This is a genomic window from Pseudoalteromonas sp. BSi20652, from assembly GCF_000239855.1.
Classification (GTDB): Bacteria; Pseudomonadota; Gammaproteobacteria; order Enterobacterales; family Alteromonadaceae; genus Pseudoalteromonas.
Genome location: NZ_BADT01000136.1, coordinates 1 through 19,666, shown reverse-complemented (window position 1 = coordinate 19,666; position 19,666 = coordinate 1). Strand labels below are relative to the sequence as shown.

The window sequence follows — 19,666 nt, the reverse complement described above, 5'->3', positions numbered from 1 at the left end:
TATTACAAAGAAAACCCGTAAAATAATTAAAAATATATCTATAAACTTAAAAAATCATGATCAAAAATGCAAATATACACTTTAATAATTTAGGTACACCTTTCGCTAATGACTTCGGTGATATTTATTTTTCTAATGACGATGGTTTAGCTGAATCGCATTATGTGTATTATGAGCAAAATAATATAGATGCACGATTACAAAATCATGACCAGCCCCATTTTGTAATTGCCGAAACCGGCTTTGGTACTGGTTTAAACTTTTTAAATACATGGCAACGCTTTACTGACCACTTTGCACGTCAACAAGTTCAAAATCAATTAGATAAAGGTGTTAAACGCTTACACTTTATTTCATTTGAAAAATATCCATTAAGCATAGATGATTTAAAAAGAGCATTACAGGCATGGCCTTTATTAAGCGCCTTTAGTGACAAATTAACTAAACAATATCCAATTAATTTAGAAGGATGCCACAGACTCGAATTTGACAATGGACTTGTTGTTCTCGATTTATACTTTGGTGATGCGCTTGAATCAATACACGCAATGAGCTATCCGCAAACAGGAATTGTTGACGCTTGGTATTTAGATGGTTTTGCGCCAAGTAAAAATCCCGAAATGTGGCAGCAAAGCTTATTTAACTCTATGGCTGATATATCAAGGGTAAGTGCAACCTTATCGACATTTACTTCAGCAGGTTTTGTTCGCCGTGGATTAATTGATGCAGGCTTTAATACTAAAAAAGCCAAAGGCTTTGGCCAAAAAAGAGATATGCTTGTTGGCCAACTAGAGTGCGTAAATGATGCTCAATCAGCCCCTGCATATTTTCACCAAGATAGCAGCGCTTTAAAAAATGTAGCGGTCATTGGCGGCGGTATAGCCAGTAGCTGCATTTTATATAGTTTGGCTAAACGAGGCATAGCAAGCCAATTATTCTGCCAAGATGAAAAGCCAGCTATGGGGGCATCGCACAATGTGCAAGGCGCTATTTACCCTCACCTACAGGCTAAAAACTCACCGCACAGTGAATTGTTTGCACATAGCTTTTTATATGCAAAACGTTTGTATAACCAGTTACTCAATAACGGCTTTAGCTTTGATTACGATTGGTGTGGCGTATTACAACACGCAGTGAAAAACCTCTAGCTGATAAGCACGAAAACTTAGCACAAAAGCAACTGTGGCCAACCCAGCTAATGCGTAACGTAACCGCAGAGCAAGGCGACGAAATAGCCGGCGTAACAACAGGTTATTCAGGCGTATTTTTTGAACAAGGCGGCTGGGTTAACCCACCGCAATTAGTAAACGCTATGCTAAGCGCTGCAAATAGTGTAAACCCATTTAAAAGCGTATTTAACTGCGATATAAAACAGCTTAAAAAAACTGACAGCGGTTGGTTTTTATTAACGAATGATGAGCAGCTTGGCCCTTTTAGTGATGTAATTATTTGTGCAGGCGAGCACAGTGATGCATTTGAGCAAACAAAAGCGCTACCTATAGTAGGCGTGCGCGGTCAGGTTTCACATATTGAGGCAAGTGAGCAATCACGCAAACTTAAAACAGTGCTATGCCATAAAGGATATTTTACGCCGGCTTATTTAGATCATCACTGTATGGGTGCCACGTTTGAAAAAAACACTAAAAGCCGCCAAGTTACAGCGCTCGACAATCAGTTAAACCAAGAGCAACTACTTAGCTTTTATCAGCAAAGTGAATTTGCCTCCACCCTTGGCAATATAACCTCGGCAAAAGCGGCTGTTCGCTGCACATTTATAGATCACCTACCAATGGCAGGGCAATGGTGCGAGCAAAGTGATTATATAATGGCTTTTGCTAACCTACGTTTAGGTAAACGCTACCAATACGAGCAACTTAATAAGCCACAACAAGGCCTACATATTTTTACCGGCTTTGGCGCCCGCGCTTTATGTAGCGCACCGCTAAGTGCAGAACATCTCGTAAGTTGTTTAAATAACGAGCCTCGCCCATTAAGCGAACGTGTAAGCCAAGCTATTCACCCTGCTCGGTTTATAGTACGAGATTTAATTCGTAATAAAATTTAAATGAGGTATGCACATTAAAACAATAGATCTAATGTGCATATAAATTAAAAACATAAATTATTTTGAACTAGACAACCTTTCAACTAATTCAACACGGCGATTTAGTTCACGACCTAAATCATTTTTATTAGTTGCAACGGGTGAGTAAGGACCCGCGCCTTGAGCTAATAATCTTGCTTTTGCTATCCCATAATCAGCAATTAATGCGCTAACAACTGCATCAGCACGGCGCTTTGAAAGGTTTAAATTATAATCAGGCGAACCTTTATCATCAGTATGTCCAACAACATATAAACTCAACTTTTTATTTTTTTCCATCACTTGAGCAATAACATCTAACGCCTCTTTAGATTCAGCTTTAATAGTGGCTTTATCATAATCAAATAAAACACCGTAAATAGACGCCTTTCCTTTTTGCTCTAACTGCTCAAGAACTTTATCACTATTCGTTTCTATTAAGCCTGTCACTAAGGGCTCTGTACGAGCAACAACAAGCTGAATACGAGAATCGCCATTATAGTTACCTATAAAAAGGACAACGTAGGTAGTTTGCTCATTAAGAGTGTTTTTCATAACTTGATATCTAGGTTCGTGAAAGTAATTATTAACAGATTTAATTACCAGCTTATCGCCTAATGCTTGAATCTCTTTTCTTTTTGTTACCGCATTCATTTTTTTGACAAGAAAATAACGGTTTCAAAACCTTCTTTAGTTAAAGCACTCACATAGTTATGATAAATTTTTAACGTCGATACTTTATTCGCAATATAAGTAATTCGCGTTAAATCCCCAGTAACATCAAGCACAGGAAAAGCTTTCGTTTTTTTATCAGACTTGCCAATTGGGATACTAAACTCCTCATAATCAACATTTTGATAATCCTCGATATAGCTACCAGGGTAACGACTTAATAAAAGATGATCTGCAGAACCTTTAAGATCTTCATGTGTAGATTTTTTTATTTTATTACTAACTTTTTTCTTGAATGCTTCAAAATCAGCTTTTATTAGCCCAGTTTCAATTTCTTTAATATTAACTGTCGTCAAAAGCGCTTGTGTAGTATTTTTATATTGTCCAACAAATAACGAAATGGCAACTTCAGGAAGATCTCCTTTTATTGCATAAATATAATGTGGTTGCCCGTAATAACTAGAAACGTTGAAATAGCTCGACTCTTCAGCCAGCAATTTATCCTCTCGCTTTTCATAACAATCGTTTGAAGAACATGTATACAAAACTTTAAATCCAGCGTCACTTAAAGCGTTTTTGTAGTTTTCCATTACCTTTAAAGAAGCAACATTCTTTATTTGATAAGAAAAATGACTTACATCTCCAACAAATGTCTTATATTCAAATTGCTGAGATTTTTTTAGCGCAGGGTTAAAGGCTGATACAAACTGTGTTTCTTCACCCGCTAAAGTAACTTTCTCTTCTAATTTCGCATCGGGGTAAGCCGTTAATAATGGCTTTGCTTGCAGGTTAAACGCGCAGCACAGGTAGGTAGTACAAATTAAAAGTACTTTGATAATATTATTTTTCATAGAAATTCCTTTTAAAGTATTAGATTAGCACTATGCCTAATGAGTAAACTTAATTCAATGTTCCTTATTTGTATAACTTTATTAGCCTTCTAGGTATTCAGGAGAATAGAGGGATAAAAGTTTTTTAATTAGTCACTTAGCCGAAAGCAACAAATAACGACAACGTCTATTAAGCAAGTATGCAAGCTAAGCATTCTCATTGGATACCTCCCTTTACGCGATGAAATACAAAATAAAAATTAAATGACATAAATTTTTATTTCAGTAAAGTAGGCATTAATAAAAGGAATTTATTACTCAAAGGACTCTAATGAAAATTTTAGCATTTTTAATAATGTTGCTATGCACTCTATCGTTTAACGTACTTAGCCAAAACGTCACTGAAATACCACTACCTGAAGAATTTGTTACAACGATGGATGTAGCAAGCGAATACCCAATGGTTCGCACTGGTTATTTAACAGATTCAATTTCTGATATCACTCGCTTTTACCAGCAAAAATTAGGTGAACCTTTAAAAACAAATGGCAATAGTACATACCGCACTTTGTTTTATAATTACCAAGAACGTAAAGTCCGTATTAGTCTGTATCGCAGTAATTATATGACCGAAGTGAGTATAATAATTGAATAAAAGTTCTAAAAAACATGCCAAAAGCAGCCAATTTTAATACTCAGTTAAGCATTGCACTTTAATTAAAGTATTTTTTAAAATTAGCTCATTTAAACTCTTTTTTACCCTTTAAAAATAATCTCCTACCCCAAGGTCTATTTGTACAAGACAATTTTTACTATTATTGGAAGGAGTTCATTATGAGTAAGACCCTAATTATTGGCGCAAGCGGTAAAATCGGCAAAATGGCAACTGAGCTACTATTAAAAAATGAGCAAAACGTTGTGGCATTAGTGAGAGATAAAAATAAGCTAAGCGATTTAAATAGCTCTTTTTTAACTATTGTTGAGCAAGATCTTGAAGGTGATTTTAGCAGTGCAGTTAAAGGCTGTGACCAAGTTATTTTTGCAGCGGGTTCTGGTGGCAGCACCGGCGATGACAAAACCGTTCTAATTGATTTATGGGCTGCAACAAAAGCAGCAACCTACGCTAAAGAACACGGCATTAATCACTTTATTATGGTCAGTTCAATTGGCGCAGACGATCCAGAGTCGACACAAGGTGATTTGAAGCCTTACTTAGTTGCTAAGCACATGGCTGACGAGCACCTAATAAATAGTGGTTTAAATTATACCATTGTTCGCCCTGGTACACTGACTGACGATAGCGCTTCAATGCAAGTAACAACGCAACGACCAAGTGATCGTTCTGAGGCTAAAATTAGCCGCGAAAACGTAGCCAATGCATTATTACATATCGCGACCAACTCATTTATTAGTAACCGTATTTTTGAGTTATTTGATGGCGACAAGCCAATTAAGGCCGCTGTAAAATAAGCTTTAATCCCAATTTAATTAAACGTATAAACAATTATTATAGAGAGTATGCAATTCATCGATAAGCCAAAAAAATACAGTGTAGTCGCTCTATATCAGTAACTTTTTGGCGCAGTGAGTTATTTAATTCGCTTAAGTGATTTATGTTTAATAAAATTAAATTTACTCCACTAAATAAATTAGTGGAGTAATATTTTAATACCTTGCCAACCAAGTTGTAGCGTCAATAACGTTAAAACTATCCTAAAAATACGCTTAAATTTATCCCCAGACATCCTTTTAAGTAATTTAATTCCAAACCAAGTTCCGACAGCGCCACTTATCACCATGGCAATTACAAGCGGCATCCATTGCCAAAAGCTAAAGCCAACAGCACCATAAATTATTGCTTTTAATAAATGCTGCACACTCATAATGCTCGAAAACGTTGCCGTAAATTTTAACTTTTCGTAATTATTTATATATAAACAGCTACCAACTAATGGGCCACTTGCCCCCACAAACATAGAAATAAAAGTAGTTATTCCACCGGCGACCATGCGCCATAGCTTAGAGGTTAATTTTATAGGTGGCGTTTTACCCCACAGTAAATAAATAACAAAAATAGCGACTACTAACTTCATGGCATCTAGCGCTATATCATCAATAACAAAACTTGATAACCCCGCCCCTACTAAGGCGCCTAACGCAAAATATACAAACATGCTTTTATCAATATGCTTAAAGCTGAGTAAAAACCTATTTGCATTAGAGCCAAGCTGTACTAAACCATGCACAGGCACAACAACTGCCATGGGCATAAATGACGCCATAACAACAAGCAGCATTAATCCGCCACCCGCACCAAATGCAGCAGATATAAAAGAAGTAAAGCCAGCGGTTATCATTAACAATAAAAACAAAAATAAAGACATACTGTCGGGAAATAAAAAATCCATAAACTCCTCTGCCTATTTAAGTACTTTTAAGTCGCAGTATTTTGAACAATAAAAGGTACTACACATATTTATAACCACTTTATCAGCCTCTATCTCAGGCTATGTACTATGTTGCGTTGTTTTTGCACTTTGTTTGCACATTTAACAAATATTATACATTCAACTTCATTACCGGATATTTCTGATGATAAAATTTAATACACCAATTTTGACACCGCTTGCAGTGTGCATACTCGCACTGAGTTTAGCTGCCTGTAACGGTAGCGATGCTGAAAGTACCGTGGTAACTGAAACAACCACCGATGAGGGCACTACAACAGATACTTCAACCGATTTCGTTGTAGAAGTTGACCCTTTTAACTTTGAAAGCGATGCGCTCATTTCATCAATTTCCACTCAAACGTGTACGCTAAGTAATGGCGATGAAGCCTCATGCTACAAAATTGATATAGCAGGTGCGCCTTCAAATTACGAGATTGGTGTATTTTGCCCTCAAAATATCACCTCAACAGCTGACGAAGCCGGTATTTGGTTTGATGGCAGCGGTGAGGTTTACGATATAACCGGCGACTTTATTTTAAATCTACCAATATTATATAACGATAGTCATTGGCAGCTATACGACGAAGGTACAGGGCTTGTAAATGTAACCGACACACAAGAATCGTGTGATGGCGCTGCACGTCCAAACGTAGAGGAGCAATACCAAAATCACTGCGTAGAATGCTCTATTGATTATGTTGATGGCGGTATATCAGAATCATTTTTAATTCCAATATCGCCTGTTGCAACCACTCAAAATAGCAGTATTGGTAACGCCAACGTGGGTGTTGCTCTCAATGGTGTTGTACTTGCTGCACCCGCGCCTGTAGATGCTATTTTAGGCGCATACACTATTGCCGCCTTTGATGATTGCGCTGGGCATATTAACTTAGTAGCAGGTTATCACTACCACGGTGAAGCAGGTTGTAGCCAAACACAAATCCAATCAGACGGTCATGCCGCTATGATGGGTTATGCACTCGATGGATTTGGTATATTAGGCATGCTTAACGAAGATGGATTAGAACCCACTGATTTAGACGAATGTAGAGGCCACACCGACGATACACGCGGATACCACTACCATGCAGCCGATGTATCTGAAAACATGTTTATTGGTTGTTTTAAAGGTGCTACCGCAAGATAACTCGCACTCTGGCCAAATAAATAACTGAGATAATAATGAAAATATTTAACGTAATAAAAGCACTAACCACTGGCTTATTACTTGCTACCTCATGCTCAGCGCTAAGCCATGCAGGCCACGGTTCAAACGCGCCTTGGGAAGCGTGTGAAGAAAAAGCCATTAATGAAGATTGCAGCTACACAAGCCATGATAAAAAAGCGACAGGCACATGCCAAGCAATGAACAAAGTACTTATGTGCGTTCGAAATAAGCCACTTGAAACATTAATAGACAAAGCAACCCAACCAGCAAGTGCTCAAAAGCAATCTGTAAAATCACTCGCTAAACGATAAAGTAATGTAACAGCTACACGCCAAAGCCTTAACGCTGTTTGTTAAGGCTTTTTTAATTACAAATCATTAGAAAGCATATCCTTTATCTGTTAAGTTAGCTTTGTGTATCAAATAATAATAAAAGATTCTTAAAATGGAATTGCACAAGCAAGGCACTAAAGTGAGCGCTACATTTAAAATTGTTTTTAATGGTCAGTTATATCAAAATACTGACCTTACCTTTGCCCAAGAGCAACTCAGCCAACTTCTTAACATTCCTCATAATATTGTTGTTCAGTTATTTGATGGAAAAGCTTACGCTTTAAAAAAAGACTTATCGAGTATTGATGCTGTTAAAACAGAATCCTCTCTTAAAAAACTAGGGTTGGTTACTAAAGTAGAACCTCAGCGCACTACTGCAATCTCTCAATCTCAAAATAATCAAATAGCACTCACTGAGCACAGTAAAAATACAGATAAACACATTAGTGAAAGTACTGACGGAAAAAGTATATCAATACAAAACAAACACCTAGATACAGGCGAAGCGCCAAATACAGTGCCAGCTATTAGGCAACCTTATAATAAATATAAACTACTGCGTAACACTTTAAAAAGCGCATTGTACTTTTGCTATTGCGCACTTTGTATTATGACCATAATAGGCGTAGTGATCAGTGTTAATGCACTTAAAAACAACTTTGGCACTCTAAATAACACAACTATAAATAACACAACTACAAACAACTTAAGTTACCAAAACTATAAACAATATTTGATTGATCAAAACAGCCTAAATCAACCAACACAAAAAGTAACAAACAGCCAAACAGCTAACGCTTCACAGCAAAAAAGTAATGAATACTTTAGTCGCTTTTCATCGCTAATAAATAGCTACGCGCAAAGTACCGGACAAGCTGATATAAAAACGATGGGTGGTGACAAATTACAACAGCACCTGCAAGAAATAGATGACCTAGGTCCTAAAAATGAATTTTGGCAGCAACTGATACAACTTTCAAAAAGCTTAGATAACGATAAGCACGCAATAGGAATGCTAAACAATACTGATCCCGCCAAAGTACAATGGATAAACGCGGTAGATTGGATCAGCCAAAGCTATATTAGGCAACAGCAAAACACACAAGCTACCAACACCTCCCCAGCCAATGCGGATGAGCAAAGCTGCAACCCAATACTTAATCTAACGTTGTTAATAAGTATGCTGTCGTTATTTAGTATTTTTATAATTGCGATAAAAATGAAGTTACGCGCAATTAGAAATACTTAAATTATATTTTATAAATTCCATAAAAAAACCCGCAAATTTGGATTAACAAATTTGCGGGTTTTTATGGTTTTCGAATAACGAGTTCAAAAACCTTTATTGGTGGAGCTGGGGGAGTCTTAACCGAGACCTCAAGCCATTGATTTATAGAATAATTGAAACCACTAGAAAACCAAGTTGTTACTATTGTTGTTACTTTTTGCATTTGCGTGGGTTCAAATTCGCAATCTACAGTTGAACCGATTTATTAATATTAACCATAGCCGACACAAATAGATAGAGGCTAAATAGTTTGGAGTTAGTTTAAATATCAGGTTTTATCAGGCTCGCTGACTAGGATGATTTAGGTTATATTTGTGCACTTGAAGCTTATTAAAACTTAACAAAACTTAACTTTAAATTAGGTTTTGATGAGCCCAATAAATTTATAACAGCTGATTAAATCAAGTTTTGACAACTATCATATGCTAGGTTTTGCTAGGTTTTGCTAAGTTTTTTATGGTTTCTTTTATAGTCGGGAAACACTTTCTTTACCGCAATGCATTTACGACTGTATGAGGCTATACGCTGCTTTTAGCTTTTATTCGACTAGAGCCATGATTCTTAACTTGTGGTGGTTTATAACCTTTACCGCGAGCCTTAGCCAAGTACGATATTCTGTATATTGCATTCTGCTTTACATTAACTTCATTTCGCTTAAAGCGGTAAAAGCAATTTTCAGGAATCCATGGACGAACATTGTGGGTATTGCCCATTTCAAGAATGAAATTATTGATCCTGCTTGGATGCCTTACCTTATTAGCATCTAAAATCAAAACACAATGATAGTGCTGCTGTTTAGCTTTTTCTTGCTCCCTAGTCCAATGATAGCCGATATTATCAGTTTGATACGTTTGCTTTAAATGCCTCAGTAGGTAAGTAAACAAACCTGTAATTACATTATTGTCATCAGTGTAAGCAAATGTACGAATATCAAACCTCAATATCAAAACTTGGCTGTAATGCGTTAAAACAGCTTCAAGTTGATTAAGCATGCTTTTCATTTGCTTTGTATATATCCCGCTTGGCTGTGAGTTTACCATCCACAAATTATCTTGATGATTGATAACTGGTGAATGACTCACATGATGATAATTAGCCAATGTAAGAGCCTATAGAGAATAGTGATAGTGAATAGATAATAAAAATAACCGAACCATTTAAAACGCCACTGTACGCAATCCAATAACAACAATTTATGCTGGCTAAGTCATCACAAGTTAACATTTACTAACAGCACACGATAAAATCAGTCACTAAACCTATTAAATAATGCCGTTAACAACCATGATTCTCGATTAGCCAAGTAAGTGTAAATAAATAAGGCTCTCATAACGATAGTGCTTACTTACATTTGTCTATTGATCAACCTAGTAGAGGTAAAGTTATTTATACTGTATTTTATAAAGTGCTGGGGCGCATTTAGCCATGCCACCAGCACTAAGTTATATATCAAAATATTAAGCCGCCTAACTAATTCTTAGTCGGCTTTTCTTTATCAAAGATAGGGTCATTAGCCGCGCAAGTGTTTTTAAAGTGTTCGGTTGCAATAATACTTTTGATCCGTTCAAGACCAAGATGCTCATAAATTTTAATGAGACTCTTTTCCCACCTTTCCACCCTTTCCTTTTTAACTCTGCATTTTACCCGTTCTCGCTGTGAGTCTCGGTTATTAAAAAAATCTAACCGCTGCTTTTCAGTCATTAAGTGCGAGACTTTTCGCCCTAATTCAGGCTTACTTCTATAATCAATAAAGTACTTCATTTTAAGGTGACTATGCTTTGCATCTTCCTTATCAATTTCTACATCGGCATAACCTCTACCGACTGGGCTTGTTGAGCGCCCATTGAGCCAAGCAAGTACAATTGAACGGTGAATAATGTTCATTCTAACTAACTCCTCAAAAGCTGCTGGTGCTAATTTTTCTAAATCATCTAAATGGATTGGTGTTGGTAGTTCATTTAAATTAATCATTAGCTGCCTCCAAGTGAGTGTATTGTTTAAGTAGGTCTTTGCGCTTTGCTACTAGGTCACGAACAAACTGTTTAATTTGCTCATCGGTGTAGCCTGCGATAGTGACGGCAAGCGTTGCGTTTATTTCACTTTCGTAAAAAGCAACGCCTCGACTGCCTAACTTTAAAGGTGGTGGGATTAAGCCCTCATTGATTTTATTCTGGCAAAGAGTTTTGCCGCATGCATAGCGTTCTTGGACTTGTGATTTACGGATTAAATTTAAGTTAGTGATCATTAAAAAGCCTCTAAGTGCGTTATTGGTTGAGACTTAATTGTGGAGGTTTTGATTAGATTGAGTAAGGGTGATAACTAGGAGGTTAAGTTATCACCCTTTACAAAATATTTTTTATATGCATTAAGGCATACTTTTTCGTCTTGTTTTATTTTTTACTAACATTTTTAACTGCCAATGCAATATCGCTACTTGTTTCTAGCTCATCATTTACAAACTCAGCAATCCCTTTATCTGAAATAAAACTTGAATTGCCGATCTTCATATAACGATTGGCTTCTTTTGCCTTTTTTTCTTTTAGTTTTTTTACTTTTAAATTTTCTTTTTGCTGGGCTTTATATTGCCCCTCTAAATAATCAGGCGTGCATTTTATTTCAAGTGCCACTGCTTCTATAGCTAAAGCCAGTGTTAACCCCTGATTTCTATGCTCTTGAATTTTAGTCCAATAACATAAACGCCTTTCTATTAATGAAGATTCTTTAGGTCTTCCCCCCTTATTTTTATGAGTTTTGTTTCTATAACCTGAGTAATCTCTTTTGAGTTCAGTTTTATTAAATATCTCATCTAAACCAAGGTCGAAAACTTTATCTAATAGTGACTCATCTCCACTATCTTTAGCATATTGAATTGCTTTTTCTACGAAACGATGTGCTGGAATTCTTTCGATTGCATTCGAATTTTTATATTTAATTTCAACATAAGAACCGTGTAAGCCCAGCAAATATCTAGCCTCTTGAGATATATTGGAAGTAATCTCTTTGAGTTCAGGTGAATTAATTTTAACCTTAGTTACTTTTTCTATTTCTTTAATATCATTCTCCATATCAAACCGCCTTTAATCCTTTAATTCCAGCCAATGAGCTACTGCCGTGTGCTGCACTTTCAATGTGTTCAGACCACCAGCACATCATTTTTTTTCTGCGCTCAAAGTAATCTGTACGGTTGTATGCGCGTCTTACCTCGTTTGTGTCAACATGCGCTAGTGCTGACTCTATTACGTCAGGATCAAAACCCTGCGCGTTAAGTGCTGTACTAGCAAGCGAGCGTAAACCATGCGCCACCAGTTCACCTTTAAAGCCCATACGCTTGAGTGCTGCATTAGCTGTTTGCACGTTTGCATGACTGCGGGGATCTCTATCGGCTGGAAATACATATTCGCGGTGCTGACTAATAGGTTTCATTACATCAAGTAAAGCGAGTGTTTGCGGGGTTAGCGGTATACGTTGTTCAATGCCTTTTTTCATTTGCTCTGCGGGGATAATCCAAACGCCTGTATTAAAGTCTATATCTTGCCATTTAGCCGTTGCAGCCTCATTTGGGCGCGTCATGGTGTGTAACTGCCATTCTATTAAACAACGTGTTGGTAGCTTGATACTGGCGCGATTTAACGCGCTCATTAGCTCGGGTAGCCTATCAGGGTTAATAGACGGCATAGCTATTTTTTTCGGTGCTTGAAATGCTTGTCGAATGTTCGTAAGCGGATTAGCCTCTATAAGCCCACAGTTAACAGCGTGCACCATTACTTCATTTATACGCTGACATACTCGCTTAACTGTTTCTAAGCTGCCCTTAGCTTCTATGGGGCGCACTAGCTCTATTACTTGAAACGCTTTTAATTGGCTTATTGGCTCATTACCAAATGCAGGAAAAGCATGATTAGTTAATAAATTTAAAGCTGCTTGTGCTGTTTGTGGTTTTATTTCTGTTTTCTTTTTTTCGTACCACATCAAAGCAACTGCTTTAAATGTTTGTAAGTGGGTTTCTTGTGCTTGCTTTTCATCTAGCTGGCGCTGGTGGATAGGGTCGATATTATCAAGCACTAGGGCTTTATATTTTTTATGGCGCTCACGGGCTTTAGCAAGGGTAATATCAGGGAATGAGCCAAGCCCCATATTTTTACGTTTTTTTGTAACGGGCGCTGTGTAGTTATAAAGCCAAAACTTACCACCGCTGGGCTTTATTCGTAATGTTAAGCCGCCACCATCAGTAAGGTTATATTCTTTAGCCTCTGGTTTAGCTGCCTCGACCTGTTTTGCATTAAGTTTGTGAATAGCCATTTGTAACAACGATCCCTATGTAATTTTCCAGTTGTTACGTTTAGTGTTACAACAAATCGCGGTTGTTACAAGTTTTAAACGGTCACTAATGGTTAAACGATAGGCATAAAAAAACCCGCAAGGCTCGAATTAACTAGCGTTGCGGGTCTTTTACGGTTCTTAGCAACATATCTAAAAACCTTTATTGGTGGAGCTGGGGGGATTTGAACCCCCGTCCGAAAAGCCTCGACCGTCGGTACTACATGTTTAGTATTGTCATTTAATTAACCTTTAAGTCCCGGACAAACACGGTAAGTAAAGGCGAGGCCGCTTAGTTTTAGCGCTTCAACCCCGGCCAGGGTTTCCGTCGCGATCAGGTGTTAGGGTGACACTCCAAAATCCAGTCCACAAGAATACATGGAAGGAGCGCTAGCCAGCCTAAGCTGCTAGAGAGTAGTTATCGTCGTTTGCGATTACTTTAGGTTGCGGCTGTTTAACGAGGCAAACCGCACCTCGACATGCACCTTGGGCTTCTTGAATTCCGTCGAATCCTAATCAGCCCCTGAATTAGTAACTCAATTCAGAGCGTGCAAACAGTATAACTGAGTAAAGTACTGATACTCAAGGCCTAGTAACGCTTTATTTTAATTGCATGCACCAATCGCTTATTAAACAATCAAAATTTAGTTTATTTAAGCTCATATAAACATTTACTTAACAATGTGTTTAACCTGTGTTCAAATGAGGAGTTAAGGTTTTTGCCATTTCTAAACCTTTAGTTGTAAAAAACAAAATAATAACAGGCATAGAGTAGGGAATTAATAAATGTCGGTTTTTTCATTTGATCAAAATACAGGGTTTGTCTCTTTAGTTAGTCACCCTATTGATAGTGGCTTTCCTGTTACGAGTACTCAACTTACGCAAATGCTCAAACAATCAGAGTTTAGTGAGCACGAAGCTGTCATTGCTAATATTGGAAAGCTTTTTGCGCCAACTAAAAATTATCAGGAAGTATCGCTTGTCGTTGCTAAAGCGGTAGATGCGTCGCTTGTTATTAATATTGATGAAAAAAACATGGTCGCAGAAGCAACATTAACGACCGCTAAAGGTGGCGCGCTTTTGTCTATGGAAGGTGCGCAAAAAGCGCTTGCTAATGCAGGTGTTAAAAAAGGAATTAGCCCACGCGCGCTTGATACCTTTTTAGGCAAGCAGTTTGAGCAACCAGCAGGAAGCGCTTACAGTGCCATAATTGCTCATGGGCGTAACCCAAAAGAAGGCAGTGACGCTAAATTTGTGCGTTTATGCTCCACAGCCCAAGACCGAGTACTTAGCCCACAAGCTAAAGAAGGCGGTAAGGTTGATATGAAAAACCTTGGCGCTATTATCACCGTAAAACCGGGTACTCCCTTAATGCAGCGTATTGCCGCGACCCCCGGTGAAGAAGGCTATACAGTATTTGGCGATTCAATTAGTGCAAAACCAGGTAAAGATCACCAACTCCAGCCTTTCGAAGGTACAAAGGTAGATCCTAATAATCCTAATATGCTTATTGCCGACTGCAAAGGTGTGCCCGTTGCACTACCCCGTGGTATGCGTGTAGATGATGTTTTATGCTTTGATAACGTAGATGTAAGCACAGGCCATGTTGATTTTGATGGTAGCGTAATTATTTCTGGCGATATTAAAGACGGTATGCGCGTAAAAGCCAATGGTGATATTACGGTACTTGGTTTTGTAGAATCAGGAACTGTTGAAAGTAAAAGCGCGGTAACCATTATGCTTGGCGCAATTGGTAGAAAACGTGAAGGCGAGGAAGCATTTACATGCTCAATAACCGCTCAACGAACTATTTCTATTGGTTATGCTCAGTACTGCAATATTAAATCCGAACAAGATTTGTTTATTGAACGCCAAGCTCTGCATTGTGATTTAAGTGCTAGGCGATTAATACGTGTAGGCAAAGCAAATGACCCGCGAGGTAAAATTATTGGTGGTAATATTTTAGATGCTATGCGCATTGAAACGGGTGAGCTAGGCGCGCCAGCCGGTACTAAAACGCGCGTATTTTTAGCGCAACTCTGGTTTGAGCTTCGCCAAAAGCAAACACAAATAACCGATTTTGAAAAAGTACTTGCGACTAAAGTAACCACTTTACAACAGGCTCGTGAAAAAGCGAGTAAAATAGCGGGGGCTGCTCAGCGCCAGCAATTAATGAATAAAATAACTGAAAATGAAAAGCATATAAAAATACGCTCTGCGCATATTCATCGTCAAAAACTACTCATTAAGCAAAAAATAGTGCAATTACTTGCCAGTAGCCGTTTAAAAGTAAATGAACTAATGCACCCGGGCGTGGAGCTTAAAATAGCGAAAGATTCTAAACAATTTTCGCGTATTTACCCGCCCCACCTAGTTAAGTTAACTGAGGGTAAAATTACTCAGACGTTTTAGTTTCTTCGTCATTTTGTGTTTCAGTTTCAACTTCGGCACCAGCGCCACAATCGTCGGTTGGCGCTAATGGCCAACCACCTAATTGCTGCCAGCGATTTACTATTAAACAATAAAGCTCGGCTGTACGTTCTGTGTCGTAAAGCGCTGAGTGCGCTTGGCTGTTATCAAACTCGATACCTGCCGCTCTACATGCTTTTGCTAATACAGTTTGCCCTAACGCTAAACCCGCTAAAGATGTTGTATCAAAGCTTACGAACGGGTGAAATGGCGTACGCTTAATGTTATTACGCTCTATTGCTGCGTTTAAAAAGCCATGATCGAATGCGGCATTATGCGCCACAATAACTGAGCGTTGGCACCCAGCGGCCTTTTGCGCTTTGCGTACAACTTTACATATTTCTTTAATTACTTCGTCTTCAGGTACTGCGCCACGTAATGGTGAAAATGGGTCTATACCGTTAAAGTCGATGGCTGCTTGTTCTATATTAGCGCCTTCGAATGGCTGAACATGAAAATGAACAGTATGATCTATGCTGAGCAGTCCTTCGTCATCCATTTTTAAAACAGAGGCTGCTATTTCTAATAAGGCATCTGTTTCTTTGTTAAAACCTGCAGTTTCAACATCAATAACAACAGGAAAAAATCCACGAAAGCGTTTTGCGAAAGGTGTTTGCTCAGTATTTGCCATAGTCTTCTTTGTTTATACGTGTAAGCTGACTATTATGTCAAAATTGATGCCCCCTAGGCTAGGAGATTTAAGTATTTATTGCTTTAAAATTATAGGCACATAACTTGCTTTAACTTATAAGTTAGTTATATAGAGAACAAACTAATCATTGCAGTCGTTAATTTGCCAAATTATTGGCATTCCCGGATAGCTGGAGAGCACCATGAAGTATAAGTTGTTATTTATTAGCCTTAGTATAAGTGCAGTGCTTTACAGTACTCACTCACAAGCTGCTATGCGCCAATACACAGCAACTCAAGACAATTCCAGCTGGGAAGTCGTTAAAAAAACGCGCTTACAATGCCAATTGAATCATGAAGTTCCTTATTACGGTGAAGCTATTTTTAAAGCTTCAGCAAGTAAAAATAAAAACTTAACGTTTAATTTAGATATGGTTGTACGCCCAGATAACTACGCAATTGCTGGCTTAAAAGCTGTGCCACCTACATGGCGTGCAGGATTACCCGCTCGCGATATTGCAAACATGAAATTACTTAAAAAATTTGATGGCGAGCTAGGCAATAAAACAGCATGGGAGATGCTCACCGAGCTTGAAAAAGGCTACTACCCTACTTTTTATTATCAAGACTGGCAAAACAGTGCCGATAAAATTGCCGTTGGTATATCGAGCGTAAACTTTAAACAAGCTTACTGGGCTTTTTTACAGTGCCGTGATGAGCTACTTCCTTACAGCTTTGAAGATATTTCGTTTACTGTAATGAACTATCAATCTAACAGCAGTAAATTAACCAAATCGTCGCAACAACGCCTTGATAAGATTGCTGAGTATTTAAAAAATGATGCAAGCATAGAGTCCATTAGTATTGACTCATACACTGATAGCTATGGCGGACGCTGGAATAACTTAGATTTATCGCGCAAGCGCGCCAAAACTATAAAAGATTATATGGTGAGCTTGGGTGTTGATGAAGCAAAAGTACAAACAACCGGTTTCGGTGAAAAACGCTTTGTTGATAATAACGATAACATTTTAAGCCGAGACAAAAACCGTCGTTTAATTATTCAAATTGAAAAAATGTAGTAAAGCTAATGTGTGTTTACTTTCTTTAGCCTTAAAAACTTATCACCAAATTGGAAAAAACCCAGACTAATTAAAATAATAACCGCACCAATGATTAACTCTTGGCTTAATGGCTCATTGTTTAGCCAAGCTCCTAAGCCTAACGCAAAGCTAGGAGTTATGAGCGTAGTAAGTGATACCGTGCTTGCATTTAGGTTTTGCAATACATGAAAATACGCCAAAGCCCCAACTAAAGATCCAAACACACCTAAATAACCAATTGCCCATAATGATTTTGCACTCCAGTTTTGTATATGCAATTCACCATCTAATAACCACCAAGCAATAAAAAAGAGTGGGGTTACAAAAACTAAGGCACCAAATGTTGTTGCCATAGGATGAATCGCAATCTGTACGCGCTTAATCATCACACCACTTAAACTAAAAAAGCAAACAGCCATAAACACATAAAGTAACCCAAGCCCTTGAGTTTGCGAGCTTTGTACTTGGTTATAGCTAACAAAATATAAGCCAATTAAGGCGCACGCTAACGCAACTAATTTAATCGGGCTAAATTTAGGTTCATTTAATAATTGTTGAGCAAGCAATCCCGACAAAATAGGTGCAAGGCCAAACATTAGCGAAATAATACCAGAAGGGACTGTTTTAGCTGCCATATAGCTCAGCAACATACCGCCAAAAATACCTATACTCGAATAAAAATAAAGTAAGCATGCATTTTTGCTCCAAGGCACTCTAATATTTGTAATAGCAACAATTAAGCCGCCTAACAATAGCCCCACCAGCATTCGCATTAGCACTGCAAGTGTTGGCGATACAGTTTCACTACTCCACACTATACCCAGTGGTGTAGTAGACCATATAAGAACCATTAAAAAATACGATACTTTAACTGGCACGTGCCATCCCTACGCTTTATATGAATGAATAAAACAAAGAATAAAGTATACGCTCACTACCCTGTTTTAGTACTTTTTAAACACTAAAGTCCTTAATAAATACAGTTGTAAATTGTAAGTTACATTTTAATACCGCTCTTTTATTACAAAACTATTTGAGATTTGAGCAACTAGTTATATGGTGCATCAATATTAATAATAATTAAGGTAATTAAGTGCTTAAAAATAAAACAACTGGAAGCATGTTAATTGTTGCAGGCACAACTATTGGTGCGGGTATGTTGGCATTGCCAATTGCATCTGCCGGGCTTGGGTTTAGTACTGCACTTGCATTAATAATTGCTAGCTGGTTACTAATGACCTACACCGCACTACTTATGTTAGAGCTACACCAATACGCACCACGCGATGCAACATTAAATACATTGGCTAAATTATGGCTTGGAAAGCGCGGACAATACATCGCGAATTTTTCGATGGTTTTTTTATTTTACGCTTTATGCGCCGCCTATATTGCAGGTGGTGGTGCACAACTTCAAGCGCGTATAAATATAGGCTTTGATGTGAATATAGCCCCACAGTTTGGATCTGTGATCCTCGCTGTTATTATTGCAAGTGTGGTAACGCTGGGCACTAGCAAGGTAGATAAACTAAATAGAGTGTTATTTACAATAAAAATTATTGTATTAGCTAGTTTGTTTTACATGCTTACTCCTTATGTGCAAGGTAAGCACTTATTAGAGATGCCCGTAGAGCAAGCATTAATCCTTTCGGCTATACCGGTTATATTTACTTCGTTTGGCTTTCATGGTTCTATTCCCTCTATTGTTAAATATGTTGGTGTTGAAATAAAAGTACTGCGCAAAGTAATGATTGCTGGAGCCGCCCTACCTTTAGTCATTTATATTTTTTGGCAGCTACTTAGCCAAGGTATTATGAGCCAAGCTGATTTACTCAATAGCCAAGGCCTTAATGGCTTTGTATCTAGCGTAGCAAGTATTGCAGATAACCCCAATGTAGCTACCGCAGTTAAGTTATTTGCTGATTTAGCACTTGCGACATCATTTTTAGGGGTGAGTTTAGGATTATTCGATTTTTTTGCTGATACATTTAAAAAAGGCGACAATAAAACGGACCGAATTAAAACGGCCTTAATTACGTTTATTCCACCGCTTGGCTTTGCGTTATTCTATCCTCAAGGCTTTATTATGGCTTTAGGTTACGCTGCAATAGCACTTGTCGTACTGGCAATATTTTTGCCTGTAGCAATGGTTTATAAACAGCGTACAACATCAAATAAAACAGGCTACCAAGTTAAAAGTGGGAATGTTGGACTTAGCATAGCAGCTATATTTGGCATAACGATTATTGCTGCGCAGTTTATGCAGATGGCGGGGCTAATTCCTGCTATCGGTTAAAGGTTACTGCTAATTCTTTAATTTAGAT

General features: G+C 37.9%; 18 protein-coding genes, 1 other RNA gene and 1 pseudogene. 9 read left to right on the top strand and 11 right to left on the bottom strand.

The window, feature by feature from the left end:
• The first annotated feature begins 56 nt into the window (after nucleotides 1-56).
• Nucleotides 57-2,065: pseudogene (mnmC, locus tag P20652_RS18435) on the top strand (bifunctional tRNA (5-methylaminomethyl-2-thiouridine)(34)-methyltransferase MnmD/FAD-dependent 5-carboxymethylaminomethyl-2-thiouridine(34) oxidoreductase MnmC).
• A gap of 57 nt (nucleotides 2,066-2,122) precedes the next feature.
• On the opposite strand, the gene P20652_RS21025 reads toward mnmC, so the two are convergent.
• Together P20652_RS21025 and P20652_RS21020 are read right to left on the bottom strand one after the other, a co-directional pair.
• Nucleotides 2,123-2,737 (bottom strand): OmpA family protein, encoded by a 615-nt coding sequence (locus tag P20652_RS21025; protein ID WP_008169787.1) that lies wholly within the window; start codon nucleotides 2,735-2,737, stop codon nucleotides 2,123-2,125.
• On the bottom strand, nucleotides 2,734-3,606 hold the full coding sequence (locus P20652_RS21020) for a hypothetical protein (protein WP_008169785.1): 873 nt from the start codon (nucleotides 3,604-3,606) through the stop codon (nucleotides 2,734-2,736). The genes P20652_RS21025 and P20652_RS21020 overlap by 4 nt, the downstream gene beginning before the upstream one ends.
• Before the next feature lie 310 nt (nucleotides 3,607-3,916).
• Between P20652_RS21020 and P20652_RS06975 the strand changes: the two genes are divergently transcribed.
• Together P20652_RS06975 and P20652_RS06980 are read left to right on the top strand one after the other, a co-directional pair.
• The gene (locus P20652_RS06975) at nucleotides 3,917-4,240 is read left to right on the top strand and encodes a hypothetical protein (RefSeq protein ID WP_008169783.1); all 324 of its coding nucleotides are present in this window, start codon (nucleotides 3,917-3,919) and stop codon (nucleotides 4,238-4,240) included.
• Nucleotides 4,241-4,419: 179 nt separating this feature from the next.
• The gene (locus tag P20652_RS06980; RefSeq protein ID WP_008169779.1) at nucleotides 4,420-5,055 is read left to right on the top strand and encodes an NAD(P)-binding oxidoreductase; all 636 of its coding nucleotides are present in this window, start codon (nucleotides 4,420-4,422) and stop codon (nucleotides 5,053-5,055) included.
• A 179-nt stretch (nucleotides 5,056-5,234) separates the two neighbouring features.
• On the opposite strand, the gene P20652_RS06985 is transcribed toward P20652_RS06980, so the two are convergent.
• Nucleotides 5,235-5,993, bottom strand: a complete 759-nt coding sequence (locus tag P20652_RS06985; RefSeq protein WP_008169777.1) for a sulfite exporter TauE/SafE family protein — start codon at nucleotides 5,991-5,993, stop codon at nucleotides 5,235-5,237.
• 184 nt (nucleotides 5,994-6,177) lie between these two features.
• On the opposite strand from P20652_RS06985, the gene P20652_RS06990 reads away from it, so the two are divergent.
• The 3 genes from P20652_RS06990 to P20652_RS07000 all read left to right on the top strand — a co-directional run bounded on the left by P20652_RS06990 (nucleotide 6,178) and on the right by P20652_RS07000 (nucleotide 8,784).
• Nucleotides 6,178-7,182 (top strand): YHYH protein, encoded by a 1,005-nt coding sequence (locus P20652_RS06990; RefSeq protein ID WP_008169775.1) that lies wholly within the window; start codon nucleotides 6,178-6,180, stop codon nucleotides 7,180-7,182.
• A 35-nt stretch (nucleotides 7,183-7,217) separates the two neighbouring features.
• On the top strand, nucleotides 7,218-7,514 hold the full coding sequence (locus P20652_RS06995; protein ID WP_008169774.1) for a hypothetical protein: 297 nt from the start codon (nucleotides 7,218-7,220) through the stop codon (nucleotides 7,512-7,514).
• A 133-nt stretch (nucleotides 7,515-7,647) separates the two neighbouring features.
• The gene (locus P20652_RS07000) at nucleotides 7,648-8,784 is read left to right on the top strand and encodes a hypothetical protein (protein ID WP_008169772.1); all 1,137 of its coding nucleotides are present in this window, start codon (nucleotides 7,648-7,650) and stop codon (nucleotides 8,782-8,784) included.
• A 557-nt stretch (nucleotides 8,785-9,341) separates the two neighbouring features.
• On the opposite strand, the gene P20652_RS07005 is transcribed toward P20652_RS07000, so the two are convergent.
• The 6 genes from P20652_RS07005 to ssrA form a co-directional block, all read right to left on the bottom strand.
• On the bottom strand, nucleotides 9,342-9,923 hold the full coding sequence (locus P20652_RS07005; RefSeq protein WP_008169770.1) for an inovirus-type Gp2 protein: 582 nt from the start codon (nucleotides 9,921-9,923) through the stop codon (nucleotides 9,342-9,344).
• Between the two features lie 370 nt (nucleotides 9,924-10,293).
• Nucleotides 10,294-10,794 (bottom strand): hypothetical protein, encoded by a 501-nt coding sequence (locus P20652_RS07010; protein ID WP_008169768.1) that lies wholly within the window; start codon nucleotides 10,792-10,794, stop codon nucleotides 10,294-10,296.
• Nucleotides 10,787-11,068, bottom strand: a complete 282-nt coding sequence (locus P20652_RS07015; protein WP_008169767.1) for an AlpA family transcriptional regulator — start codon at nucleotides 11,066-11,068, stop codon at nucleotides 10,787-10,789. The genes P20652_RS07010 and P20652_RS07015 overlap by 8 nt, the downstream gene beginning before the upstream one ends.
• Before the next feature lie 145 nt (nucleotides 11,069-11,213).
• Nucleotides 11,214-11,888 (bottom strand): hypothetical protein, encoded by a 675-nt coding sequence (locus P20652_RS07020; protein WP_008169765.1) that lies wholly within the window; start codon nucleotides 11,886-11,888, stop codon nucleotides 11,214-11,216.
• Nucleotide 11,889: 1 nt separating this feature from the next.
• Nucleotides 11,890-13,122 (bottom strand): integrase domain-containing protein, encoded by a 1,233-nt coding sequence (locus tag P20652_RS07025; protein WP_008169763.1) that lies wholly within the window; start codon nucleotides 13,120-13,122, stop codon nucleotides 11,890-11,892.
• A 185-nt stretch (nucleotides 13,123-13,307) separates the two neighbouring features.
• Nucleotides 13,308-13,664, bottom strand: a transfer-messenger RNA (tmRNA) gene (ssrA, locus tag P20652_RS19870).
• 262 nt (nucleotides 13,665-13,926) lie between these two features.
• Between ssrA and P20652_RS07030 the strand changes: the two genes are divergently transcribed.
• Nucleotides 13,927-15,552, top strand: a complete 1,626-nt coding sequence (locus tag P20652_RS07030) for a DUF342 domain-containing protein (RefSeq protein WP_008169761.1) — start codon at nucleotides 13,927-13,929, stop codon at nucleotides 15,550-15,552.
• Here P20652_RS07030 and rnt read toward each other — a convergent pair.
• Nucleotides 15,536-16,240 carry a ribonuclease T gene (rnt, locus tag P20652_RS07035; protein WP_008169758.1) on the bottom strand — a complete coding sequence of 235 codons (705 nt, stop codon included), beginning with the start codon at nucleotides 16,238-16,240 and terminating at the stop codon, nucleotides 15,536-15,538. The genes P20652_RS07030 and rnt overlap by 17 nt on opposite strands.
• Before the next feature lie 202 nt (nucleotides 16,241-16,442).
• On the opposite strand from rnt, the gene P20652_RS07040 reads away from it, so the two are divergent.
• Nucleotides 16,443-17,321, top strand: coding sequence for an OmpA family protein (locus tag P20652_RS07040; RefSeq protein ID WP_008169756.1), 879 nt, complete (start codon nucleotides 16,443-16,445; stop codon nucleotides 17,319-17,321).
• 5 nt (nucleotides 17,322-17,326) lie between these two features.
• Here P20652_RS07040 and P20652_RS07045 read toward each other — a convergent pair whose 3' ends face one another.
• Nucleotides 17,327-18,220 (bottom strand): DMT family transporter, encoded by an 894-nt coding sequence (locus tag P20652_RS07045; RefSeq protein WP_008169754.1) that lies wholly within the window; start codon nucleotides 18,218-18,220, stop codon nucleotides 17,327-17,329.
• Between the two features lie 215 nt (nucleotides 18,221-18,435).
• Between P20652_RS07045 and P20652_RS07050 the strand changes: the two genes are divergently transcribed.
• On the top strand, nucleotides 18,436-19,638 hold the full coding sequence (locus P20652_RS07050; RefSeq protein ID WP_008169752.1) for an aromatic amino acid transport family protein: 1,203 nt from the start codon (nucleotides 18,436-18,438) through the stop codon (nucleotides 19,636-19,638).
• Nucleotides 19,639-19,666: the final 28 nt, after the last annotated feature.